Here is a 12,482-nt window from a genome sequence, read left to right as displayed (position 1 = left end):
TGACCTTGATTATAGGGCTTGAAATTGATTTGTTTCATGCTTTTAAGATACTAAATATCAGGCACATGAACAAACTAACTCAGCTGTAATCAATTGATTATGAACGAAAAAAGAGGGAATCCGTTTTTGGACACCCTCTTCTTATATATTTAGACTAGTAAACTTTATCCTTTGTTATTAGAATTCCCACATGTCGTGTTCTTTCTCAAAAATACTTTGCTTGATGCGCTCTGACTCCATCATAGCTTCCATACCTGCGGTATAATCTTCAATACGACGGTTATCGTATACGTTAGCTTCTTTGTAGATATAGCTACCAAAGTAACGCTTAATAAAGATATCGTCAAAAGTACGGCGTTGAGCATCGTTTCGAGGGTTAAACACCTCATGACGGGCAAATAAACCACGTGCTTCAGGGAAGTAAATCCAGAAAGTCTGAGACTTACGAACATTGCCTTCGCCACCCTCTTCAGAAACATATTCTCTAATCGGACATAATCCTACAATACGAACATCCATACGAGAATATTTACTATCGAAGAACCAAATTTCCTTTAACATGAATTGTTTGATTTCAGTAGAACGCACTTCACCTTCTACAATCTTTTCAACAAACATACCAGTTTCAATATCCTTAACCATTGAAGTATCAGATACCGCTCCCATTTGTCGCATGACTTGATCAAGTGTTAATGGCACTTGAAACTCATCACTTCCACCAGTGGAATAAGCTGTTAAACCCTCATACTGAATGCCATAAATCAAAAGATCGATTAAATTATAACGATCATCCATTTGTGTTGTTGGATAATACATTGGTAGGTTAATCTTCTCACGTAAATCAATAACACGCCAGATCTTTTTGGCCCATAACACATCTGCCTCGCGAACGTGTGCATAAGGTATAGGTTTTCGATTAGGTACGTGATCTTTTGTATATAGCTCAGAATTTACTTCTTGTGCTTTAACTACATCAACTGCACTGAGTCCTACCAATACAATCAGGATAAAGAATAATCTTTTCATCGTCTTTAATTTTATTTCCTAGTCAATTGTTAATACTATCGGAGCCAACTTTTTATTACGCTTATCTGGCCCTATAGCTTTTATTTCTTCTACCATTAATTTTGCACCTCTACCTAAACTATTAATTAATTCTATCTGTGCATCAGTTAAACGGTTACTTTTAGACGGTTCACTTTGAAAGAAACCACCTTTTGTAGCAGCAATACTAAATTGTGTTACTTTATATTCCAATTCAAAATCAAAATCAGGTCCCATTGTGGCAAAAATACCATTTTGAACTTTCAATAGATTTTTTTTAACCTTACCATCACGCTTACCTGCAAAAGTCGCATAAGGCAATGGCAAAGGCTTTATCCTAAACTCTTTGCTACCAATACGCTGTCTTTCACCAGAAATATTCGCATAAACTGTTACGATAGATTTACCTCCTGCAAAACCTGGTTTTGGTATCACGATATAAACACCATCTCCTTGCGAACGCTTGGTTGCATTTGAAAAACTAACTTCCAGTTGATTGGCAGGTACACCAGGAACAGACACTTCAACAGGATTCTCCAAAGCTTCGTAAAAAACATTCATTTTTAAAGGAGAAATCACAGCATTAGGCTGAACCACATCAAAAGTATGAGTAACCTCATAAGGTTTTTCAATTCCATTAGGATCCTTAAACCAAATCTTACCTGACCACTCTTGCCTACCTGTTTTGTTGGTACGAATTTCAAGAATTCCTTCACCATCTTCATTAGGTTTAACACTATATCCTTCTATATCAAAACGTGGTTTCTGATATTTATCTGTAGCAGCAATTAACAGTTTCGCACTATAGGTTTCTCCTTTTAAAACCATGGCAGAACTTGGAATAACTACCGATCGTATATCGTTGAATTTATACGTATTTTCATCAATCCCTGCTAATAAGTAGGTTGCAACATCGGCTTGCGCATTACGAACATTACTTTGAATACTAGTTAATAATGCAAAAGACGCAGATAATGGTAAATGTTCAAACTTTTGACTTGCCCAACTCACTTGAACTTGTCCTGGACGCGATGGAGGTGCTGCTTCGGTAGACAAACTTGTATTCAATGCACTTATTAAAGCAGTATCTTCTTCACTAATAATACTAATCAAATAATCACGATATTCATTGATATCAGCGATTAAATTCTTTGAACGTTCCCCCCCCTTTTCAACCATCATAATTTGAGGAGCAATATCCTGATTATCCGACCCTTTATAATTGTCCAGCGTTGCTTCAGGACTATTATCAGCAGTTCTCATCATCATCAATTTCAATTCCTGAATTTGATTGTACAGCGTATCTGCCTTTTCGTATATGGATTCAACTTTCTCTCTTACAGGCTTTACTTTTTCAGCATTTACAGCCTCAGCAGCTCTGAATTGATTATGGATATCTAAATTCTTAGAATCAGTTGCTTTTATACTTTCCTGTATGCTTTTGTCAACCAATTGAAATGCTTGAAGTAATTCACCTGAAACGTTCAGCGCTAACATCGCCGTCAGAAACAGGTACATCATTCCGATCATTTTCTGCCTGCCCGTTTCGGGACAATTTCCACCACTCATAGTTTTGTTCTTTAATTAGCAGTTTATAATGATCTACCTGATTATTTATTACCCATATTCATAGCACTAAGCATATTCCCATATATAGAATTTAACTCAGAAACCGATTGACTCAATTGTGATACTTGCTCGCGATATACTTTAGCATCGCCAGCAGATTGCTGGAATTGATTGCTAATTTCACCTAAACCTTCTGTTAGAACCTTAGATGCTTCAACTTGGCTATTGATACCCGACAGTTGTAACTCATAAGCTGAATTAATAGATGCTAAATTCTTGTTAACATCGCTCAACTGCTCACCATACGACTGATTATTCGCTGTTAATGACTCAAAGTGCGATTTCAGCGTTTCACCAGAGGAAGCAAATACATTAGCTAAAGATTCACTGCTTTTAGCCATTGATATTTGTTGGTTTGCAAATTGCCCAACCGCATCACCAGCTGTTTGCATATTTTGAACATAAGAGTTTGTTGCTACAGATGCATCTCCCAAATCAGCTAATTGCGACGAAGTATTCGATAACTTCTTAATGCCTTCAGATAATTTTTGTATATCCTTTTCGTCGAGATGACCACTTTGTATTAAGGCTGCTAATTCACTTCCACCTCCACCGACTTGCCCTTTTCCAGCATTGGGTTCTAATCCGTTTAACTCAGGGTAAACAAGACCCCAATCAGGAGTTTCGTGTAAAGGTTCAAAAGCTGAAATAAAGAAAATAACCGCCTCGGTACCTAAACCTAATATCAAAGCTATTGTTGCACCTGGTAAGTGTAAAATTTTAAATAAAGCACCTATAATTACAACTGCGGCACCAATACCATAAAGCTTGGCCATTCCCTTCTTAAACGCGGGATTATGAAAAACGTCATCTAAATTCATGTTCTAAATATTAACTATCGAATAATTAACCGTCCTAAAATTAATCGTGTTTAGTCACCAATGTAATCTCTTACACATCGGAAACCAATAAAGGATTTTGAAGAATCCTGATACTCATAAGTACGTGTTCCATTTTGCAGGAAGTAACCTATGTCTTTCCATGAACCTCCACGAAGTACTTTACGCTTCATTACATGTGGGTCATCAGGTAAAGCATTATACTTATAAGTTGGGTTGAAATCATGTGTGAAAGTATAAGCCGACTCATCGTATGCACTTGAAGTCCACTCCGCAATATTACCTGACATATCGAATAATCCATAATCGTTTGGAGCGTATGAACCTACGGACATAGTTGTCATACCACCATCATCGCCATAGCGACCACGTAAAGGCTTAAAGTTAGCAAGGAAACACCCTTTATCATTACGGGTATACATATTTCCCCATGGGTACATGGCATGTTCCAAACCTCCACGTGCAGCATACTCCCACTCAGCTTCGGTTGGTAAGCGATATTTATTTACAATAGGCTCGCCTTTACTACTCAGGTAATTATTTAATAACTCAGAACGCCAGATACAGAAAGCTGTTGCTTGCTTCCAGTTAACACCTACTACCGGATATTCGTCGAAACCTGGGTGCCAGAAGTATTTCTCAGTCCAAGGCTCATTAAATGAGTAAGTAAAATCAGAAATCCAACACAAGGTATCAGGATAAACATTAACAGCATCTTTCATTATAAAAGCTGAACGATCGCTAATTTCACGCTCTTCACCTTTTTGGTCGTATACCTGTCCTTCGTATTGTTTTGTTTCGTAGTTGTAACGATTACTTTTTTTGGCTGCTTGAATAAGATCGACCCACTCGTACTCATAAGTTAACTTACGTGTGTCAATTTCTTTTCTTCTGAAGAAACGCTCATTTTCTGGTAAAAACATTTCATCCAAAATTTCGGCATACTCTTCATTGTCCCATTCAATAGGCTCTTCCCAGTTTACAAACGGAGGATCTATTTCATTGCCAAGATAATCTTCGCTAATTAAAAACTCCTCAAACTGCTCTCCTAACAAATTACGTGCGATTGAATCTCTTACCCAATTAACAAACTGACGATACTCGCTGTTGGTTACTTCTGTTTCGTCCATCCAAAACGAACGTACTGAAACAGTTTTTGATTGAGCGGTCATTGTGTTAGCAACGTCCATATCATTGGGTCCCATATTGAAACTTCCCTGAGGAATGAATAACATTCCGTAAGGATCTGGTTCATAAAATGAGGCCCGGCGTGCAACGCCTGTTAGTTCTCCACCGCTGGACTGTCCGCATCCAGTTAAAATGGTGATTAAAATGACACTGATGGCAAGTACTTTCTTCATAATAGCCTTAATATCTGAATTACTCTTTTACTTATTCTATATCTTATAAATATCTTACACTCTTGTATTGCTTCTTCCTTTTCTCCAGGCTCAGTTCAAACCGATAACCTAGCATAATTTCGTGAGAGCCGTTTCGTGCACCACTTAATTTAGAAATACTAACATCATAACTATAACCTATACGTAAACCATTATTGAGTTCTACTCCACCCAATAGTACAATGGCATCCTGCATGCGATATGTTAATCCGCCCCAATACTTATCTTTTAATATGCCGTTAATATTCCAATCTATTTGATAGCTCGACATATTTGATTTCAGAAATATGGATGGTATTAAAACGATTGGTCGCTTTTTCATTTGAATGCGATATCCTCCTGTGATAAAAACAGTACGGTCGAGGTAAGAAGTGTATGTATCCTTAAATTTAGGTTTTGGTTGATTAAGGTGTGCCACTGAAATACCAATATAATATTGATTATTTTCTAAGTAAGCACCAAAGCCAGCATCAAAAGCCATTCCTTCATCATCCGGAAACGATTCATCACTGTGATAACCGCCATCCTGGAAATCTCCTTCGCCTTCAGGCATCGTGCTGAGATTACTTCCTTTAATACCCTGATTAACCAGACCTAAAGAAAGTCCTACTCCTAATTTACCGTAGTCTGTTTCCCATCGTTTAGAGTAAATGGCTGACAAGTATAAACTTGACCATTCGCCAATTTCATCATTCATAATGGATAAACCAATACCGCTATTCCATCCCAATAAATTAATTTCTGTATCTACTCCAAAAACCGTTGTACTTGGAGCCATGGACACGCCGGCATTATTTTTAAAACCGCCCATCCATTGCTGTCTGTTACCAAGCGTAACGTTTACCATTTCGCTTGTACCTGCGTATCCGGGATTGACAGTCAGTTGGTTAAACATATTCTGACTAAACTGCGGATACTGTTGCCCCCATGCAATAGAAGCAACGCAAAATAACAGAAAAAATACTATTCTCCTAGCCATGCTCTAAAAAGCTGGTGTAACATCTGAACCTTAGTTCTTTAACTTATAGTTTGTTTAGATTTTTTCTAAACAACATTTGATTACCAGCTATTAAAACGCTGGGGATATATACTCTAATTTCTTCTTAAAGGTTTCATTTTTCAAAACTATAAATTTACAAATGTGTGTTTTTGCTTGATTTATAAGTCATTCTTTTGAATATAACGAAACCATTTCTCGGGTATCTCATTATTGGATGCTGTTTCAAAATCACTTCTTCCACAGGCTATTATTTCACATTTATCACTTTGTGTTGGTATTTCAACCCACCAACGATCATTGCTCTGGTTGTTATAAAACTTTATTTCCAGCTCATAGTCATCCAAAAAAACTATAAACTGCCTATACTCATCCAATACTTTTACCGGATAATCATTATAACGTAAAGCATAGCCTTCTAGTATGTGCCAAATAGCCTGAGCCACCAAAGAGCAACCTTGATGATTGATATCCAGCTCAATATCCAATTCAAAAACACCAATTGCTTTCAAACGATCACTCTGCCCTGCATACCACATTAACTGACACAATTCTTCGCCCGCCAAGCCATTAGGCATTGCCACAATGCGCCCTGGTAGGTCGCTTTGCTTAACCGAGGTCACATCAACACTTACCAAATCTGCATCGCGCATGATGGGTTCCGTTTCAACATGTCCATGCTGTCGCAGCTGACCTAAACGGTAGATGTCGTATGTTGCTTCTTTTATTTTATTTTCTTGATATTGGCTATACAAATACTTTTGCACACCCACCATTGACAAGTCTCGCGGTGCGATAGATTCATCGTGACAAATAAATCCAAGAAAGCTACTTGCTGAATAATCATATTTATCAGATAGCCAATCAATTTTCGAATCAACAATGGCCAATTGGTAGTCATTCTTAAATTGTTTCATACCCTTAGCCAACGGCAAGGTATAATCCTGTCCTCCTCCAATCACAATCGGAAGTACTTTTAAATTTAATAATGACAATGTAATATCTGACAAGGCTTTGTAGCGATCATCAATAGTTTTACCACGAAGATTTCCTAGATCAACTATTTTCAGCTCTTTACTTAAAGCACGCAAACCTAATAATACCGAACGTACAGCATCCGGGGCTTTGTCACAACCTTTATGCACTGTATTTCGGGCATCACCAATTCCAATAAGAACAACATCTACCTCTTCCCAATTCACATTGGGAGAATCATGAAAACAGATGGTTTGACGATCTAACTTTTCGTCTTCACCATCTTCAAATGCAGGGCTTATGTTGTAATTCGCTTTATCGAAATAATGAATCCACTCTTCTGTCACAGGCTTGGTTTATTTTGTACTCTTGGTGCTTGGTTTCTTTTTGGCTGTTGTTTTCTTCGCTGTCGTCTTCTTTGTAGTTGCTTTTTTAGTCGTTGTTTTCTTTGCGCTAGTTTTTTTAGCTGTCGTTTTTTTAGCTCCTTTTTTGGCAGGCGATTTTTTATCTTCTGCTTCAATTAGCGCCTTACACTCTTCCAAAGATAATTCTTCAGCGTTTTTATCTTTAGGAATTTTATAATTCTTTTTCTGAAACTTGATAAATGGTCCCCAGCGACCTTGCAATACCTGCAAGTCCGGCTCTTCATCAAACAACTGTATTATCTTTTTTAGATCCTCTTCACGTTTGGTTTTAATACGCTCGATCGATGTTTCTAAATCGATTTCAAACGGATCATCCACATCCTTTTTAAGAGAGACAAACTTACTGTCATGACGGATGTAAGGACCAAAACGACCTATACCAATTACAACTACCTTGCCCTCAAACTCACCCAAAGTACGTGGCAGTTTAAATAAATCAAGCGCCTCTTCAATTGTAATCGTTTCTAAATGCAGTCCTTTTCGTAAAGATGCGAACCTTGGTTTCTCAGCATCCTCATCTTCAGATGACACACCAATTTGAGCCAAAGGACCAAAGCGTCCGATACGAACAGATATTTGTTTACCTGAAGCCGGGTCAACACCTAGAATACGCTCTCCAGTGCTTTTTTCTGAAACCTCAAGCGTCTCCTCCACTTTTATATGGAAAGGCTTATAGAAATCGTCGATTGACTTACTCCACTCCACTTTCCCAAGCGCCACATCATCAAATTCTTTTTCAACTTTTGCTGTAAAGTCAAAGGAAACAATGTTATCGAAATACTTTACCAGGAAGTCATTCACGACCATACCTATATCGGTTGGAAATAACTTACTACGCTCAGCGCCTGAAATTTCAGTTTTCTCACTCTCAACCAAACTCTTACCATTTTCTAACCATAAGTGCTGGTAACTGCGCTGCTTACCGTCTCTATCTTCCTTCTCTACATAGCCTCTATTCTGAATAGTAGAAATTGTTGGTGCATATGTTGATGGTCTTCCAATACCTAACTCTTCTAACTTACGGACCAAACTGGCTTCTGTGTATCGTGCTGGCTTTTGACTCCATCGCTGGCGCGCCTCTACATGCTGCATGGCCAATACATCTCCTTCGGCCATTGGCGGTAACAACACACCTTGGCTATCATCCTGCTCTCCCTCACTATCAGTCGATTCGATATATACTTTTAAGAAACCATCAAACTTAATAACCTCGCCTGTTGCCATGAATTTTTCTTTCGCATCGCCGGCATTAATGTGAATAACGGTTTTCTCCAATTGAGCATCGCTCATTTGCGAAGCAATGGTACGTTTCCATATTAGCTCATACAATTTCTTTTCCTGTGCAGAACCTGAAACTGTTTCTTTATCTAAATAAGTTGGTCGAATGGCCTCGTGAGCTTCCTGAGCACCTTTTGCTTTCGTTTTATACTTTCTTATTTTAACATATTCAGCACCCATTTTTTCTGTTATCTGAGTTGAAGCCATATTAAGGGCCAAATCAGAAAGGTTAACAGAATCGGTACGCATATAGGTAATCTTACCTGCTTCGTAAAGTTTTTGTGCCACCGACATGGTTTGTGATACTGAGTAGCCCAATTTCCTCGAAGCCTCTTGCTGCAAGGTAGAAGTGGTAAATGGTGCTGCCGGCGATTTTTTCATTGGCTTCTTCTCAATCTGAGAAACCAAAAATTGTGCATCACCACATTTTTCAACAAAAGCTCGTGTTTCCTCTAAGGTGTCGAAACGACGATTTAATTCGGCTTTTAATTCTCTGACATAACCTTTATCATCGGTTACTTCAAATTGTGCTGTTACACGGTAAGATGAAGTGGGTTTAAAAGCAAAGACTTCACGTTCGCGATCTACAATAAGTCGAACAGCCACTGACTGAACGCGCCCAGCTGATAAGGATGGTTTTACCTTGCGCCATAGAACAGGCGATAACTCAAAACCTACCAAGCGGTCAAGTACGCGTCGGGCCTGCTGTGCATTTACCAGGTTTTCATCTATAGCACGAGGATTTTCAACTGCCTTTTGAATGGCATCTTTTGTAATCTCATGAAAAACAATACGGCGTGTATTTTCCGGCTTCAGCTCAAGCGTTTCATATAAATGCCAGGCAATAGCTTCTCCTTCGCGGTCTTCATCGGAAGCGATCCAAACAACTTCGGCTTTCTTAGCTAACTGCTTTAATTCTTTTACAACTTCCTTTTTATCCGAGGAAACAATATAATCGGGTTGATAGTTGTTATTGATATCTACGCCAAAATCGCTTTTTGACAAATCACGTATGTGACCATAACTCGACTTGACCAAAAATCCTTTTCCCAAAAATTTCTCAATGGTTTTTGCCTTCGCTGGTGACTCGACTATCACCAGATTACCTTCTGTAACCGTTGTTTTTTTACCCATCTCTCAAATGTCTTACAAACACCACTTATTGTTAAAGCGCACAAAAATACAATAAAATCGTCACAATGTTAAAAAATGAAAATGCTTTACGCAAACGTTCACCCATCTCTATCCATCAATTTTTACTATTTTTACACCAAAATATCAATTATAGATACGAATACAAGCTATTTGAGCGTTGTTCAAAATGATGTGGAAAGCAGCTTGAAATATTTTACATGACGTAATATAAAACTGCAATGACAATACAAAAATCAAAATATCGCAAACTCGTTGGTTCATTTTGGGCGATTATAATTGGCGGCATGGTATCGGTTTTTACTTTGTTTACAATGATTTCGTATGGCATGCTTGGCTTTATGCCATCTTTTGAGGAGTTGGAAAACCCCAAAAGCAATCTGGCCACCGAAATATTATCATCAGATCAACAGGTACTCGGTAACTATTTTCGTGAGAACAGGAGCTATAGTCTTTACGAAGAACTATCACCTAATATTATAAATGCCTTGGTAGCGACAGAGGATGTACGTTTTCATGATCATTCGGGCATTGACGCCAGAGGTATAGCAAGGGTAATTTTCCGTACCATTATTATGCAAGACCAAAGTTCTGGTGGTGGAAGTACAATTACTCAGCAACTAGCCAAACTTTTATTTCACGGACAGGCATCAAGCACTGTTGAAAGAGCATTTCAGAAACTAAAAGAATGGGTTATCGCCGTTAAGCTAGAGCGGAGCTACACCAAGGAAGAAATATTGACCATGTACCTTAATAAAGCTGAGTTTATTTACGATGCTTATGGTATTAAAAGTGCAGCCCAAACGTTTTTTAACACCAGTACCGACACCATTAAAGTGGAGGAAGCTGCTGTTATTATTGGCATGCTTAAAAACCCTGCTTTATACAACCCTGTACGCCGACCAGAATTAACTCAGGACAGGCGCAATGTGGTCTTACACCAAATGTTAAAGGCGCAATACCTATCTCAAGAAGATTATGACTCGTTATCAACGATGCCATTAGGACTTGAGTTTAACAGAGCCGACCATAAGGATGGTCCTGCCCCTTATTTTAGGGAATACCTTAGACTTTCAATGTCGGCCAACGAGCCACAACGCGAACACTATCCATCATGGATGGAGAATAAGTTTATAGAAGATAGCTTGCGCTACATTAGTGACCCACTTTATGGCTGGATCAACAAGAACTACAGACCCGACGGCACTAAATACGATATTTATAAGGATGGATTAAGAATCTATACAACCATTGACTCTCGCTTACAACATTATGCAGAGCAAGCAGTGATCAATCACTTAAGCAAAGATATTCAACCTAAGTTTTTTGAAGAAAAAAGAAAACAACCCGGCGCACCATACACCGAAGATTTGTCGGAAGAAGATTATGAGAAAATTATAGAGCGAGCCATTAAAAATACAGATCGTTACAGAGCCTTAAATCGTAATGGTGCCGATATGGATAGCGTATTGCGCGTTTTTAACACCAAATACGACATGTCTGTTTTCACCTGGCAAGGAGAACGCGACACTGTAATGACTCCTCTGGATTCTATTCACCATTATAAATTCTTTTTAAGAGCAGGAATGGTCTCAATGGATCCTCAATCGGGGCATGTAAAAGCTTATGTGGGCGGACCTAACTTCAAACACTTTATGTACGACATGGCTGGCAAAGGAAAGCGCCAGGTTGGATCTACAATTAAACCATTCGTATACACTTTAGCCATGCAAGAGGGCTTTACCCCTTGCGACCTTGTTCCGAACATTGCACAAACCTTTTATTTGGGCAATGGAAAAACATGGACTCCACGAAACAGTGGTAGTGCCCGAGCAGGTGAAATGGTAACACTTAAGTGGGGTCTGGCTAATTCAAACAATAACATTACAGCCTGGGTTATGAAACAATTCAACCCAAGAGCCGTAGCCAACACCATACATGAGTTGGGTATTAAAAGCCACATGGATGCTGTACCTGCTTTATGCCTTGGAACACCTGAATTTGGTTTATTAGAGTTTACCAGTGGCTATTGTACATTCGCCAACAAAGGTGTGCACATTGAACCCATGATTGTAACCCGTATTGAAGATCGCTACGGAAATGTCATTTCTGAATTCCATCCTCAAAAGAGAGAGGCCATTAGCGAGCCTACTGCCTACCTAATGCTTAACTTGCTACAAGGCGTTGTTAACCAAGGGACAGGAGGACGACTACGTTACAAGTACAATTTATACGGTCAAATTGGCGGTAAAACAGGTACAACACAAAACCACTCAGATGGTTGGTTTATGGGTGTAACCCCTCAACTGGTAACTGGCGTTTGGTCTGGAGGAGAAGATCGTGACATTCATTTCGATGGTATTTCACTTGGTCAGGGGGCGAATATGGCACTTCCAATATTTGCCTTATACATGACCGACGTATATGCCGATGAAGACCTTGGCATTACACAGGAAGATGTTTTTGAAGAACCCCTTAACTTTCATGTCAACACGGATTGTGACCAGCCATCGCAGGAAGCAAGTGAACCTGTTGAAGGGGAAGTACAAGAAGAAATTATTGAAAATGTAGAAGAGTTTTTCTAAGATAAAATAAGCATAACGAAAAAGAGGGTGTCCAAAAACGGATTCCCTCTTTTTTCGTTCATAATCAATTGATTACAGCTGAGTTAGTTTGTTCATGTGCCTGATATTTAGTATCTTAAAAGCATGAAACAAATCAATTTCAAGCCCTATAATCAAGG

General features: G+C 38.7%; 8 protein-coding genes. 1 reads left to right on the top strand and 7 read right to left on the bottom strand.

Annotation, left to right across the window (positions count from 1 at the left end):
- Window positions 1-177: 177 nt before the first annotated feature.
- The 7 genes from gldN to topA form a co-directional block, all read right to left on the bottom strand.
- Window positions 178-1,026, bottom strand: coding sequence for a gliding motility protein GldN (gldN, locus tag FNN09_RS20290; protein WP_143304323.1), 849 nt, complete (start codon window positions 1,024-1,026; stop codon window positions 178-180).
- Window positions 1,027-1,044: 18 nt separating this feature from the next.
- Window positions 1,045-2,613: a gliding motility protein GldM gene (gene gldM, locus FNN09_RS20285; protein ID WP_143304322.1), complete on the bottom strand. Its 1,569-nt coding sequence runs from the start codon at window positions 2,611-2,613 to the stop codon at window positions 1,045-1,047.
- Between the two features lie 41 nt (window positions 2,614-2,654).
- Window positions 2,655-3,494, bottom strand: coding sequence for a gliding motility protein GldL (gene gldL, locus FNN09_RS20280; RefSeq protein WP_143304321.1), 840 nt, complete (start codon window positions 3,492-3,494; stop codon window positions 2,655-2,657).
- Window positions 3,495-3,544: 50 nt separating this feature from the next.
- On the bottom strand, window positions 3,545-4,873 hold the full coding sequence (locus FNN09_RS20275) for an SUMF1/EgtB/PvdO family nonheme iron enzyme (protein WP_143304320.1): 1,329 nt from the start codon (window positions 4,871-4,873) through the stop codon (window positions 3,545-3,547).
- Window positions 4,874-4,916: 43 nt separating this feature from the next.
- Complete coding sequence (locus FNN09_RS20270; RefSeq protein ID WP_143304319.1) at window positions 4,917-5,891, bottom strand: type IX secretion system membrane protein PorP/SprF; 975 nt, start codon at window positions 5,889-5,891, stop codon at window positions 4,917-4,919.
- A gap of 179 nt (window positions 5,892-6,070) precedes the next feature.
- Window positions 6,071-7,231 carry an arginase family protein gene (locus tag FNN09_RS20265; protein WP_143304318.1) on the bottom strand — a complete coding sequence of 387 codons (1,161 nt, stop codon included), beginning with the start codon at window positions 7,229-7,231 and terminating at the stop codon, window positions 6,071-6,073.
- Between the two features lie 9 nt (window positions 7,232-7,240).
- Window positions 7,241-9,721 carry a type I DNA topoisomerase gene (topA, locus tag FNN09_RS20260; RefSeq protein ID WP_143304317.1) on the bottom strand — a complete coding sequence of 827 codons (2,481 nt, stop codon included), beginning with the start codon at window positions 9,719-9,721 and terminating at the stop codon, window positions 7,241-7,243.
- 239 nt (window positions 9,722-9,960) lie between these two features.
- Here topA and FNN09_RS20255 point away from each other — a divergent pair, with 239 nt between their 5' ends.
- Window positions 9,961-12,324: a transglycosylase domain-containing protein gene (locus tag FNN09_RS20255; protein WP_143304316.1), complete on the top strand. Its 2,364-nt coding sequence runs from the start codon at window positions 9,961-9,963 to the stop codon at window positions 12,322-12,324.
- Window positions 12,325-12,482: the final 158 nt, after the last annotated feature.

The sequence above is a fragment of the Carboxylicivirga sp. M1479 genome, assembly GCF_007097485.1.
GTDB lineage: Bacteria > Bacteroidota > Bacteroidia > Bacteroidales > Marinilabiliaceae > Carboxylicivirga.
The sequence above is the reverse complement of the archived record's forward strand: the minus strand, read 5'-3'. Positions and strand labels throughout refer to the sequence as shown.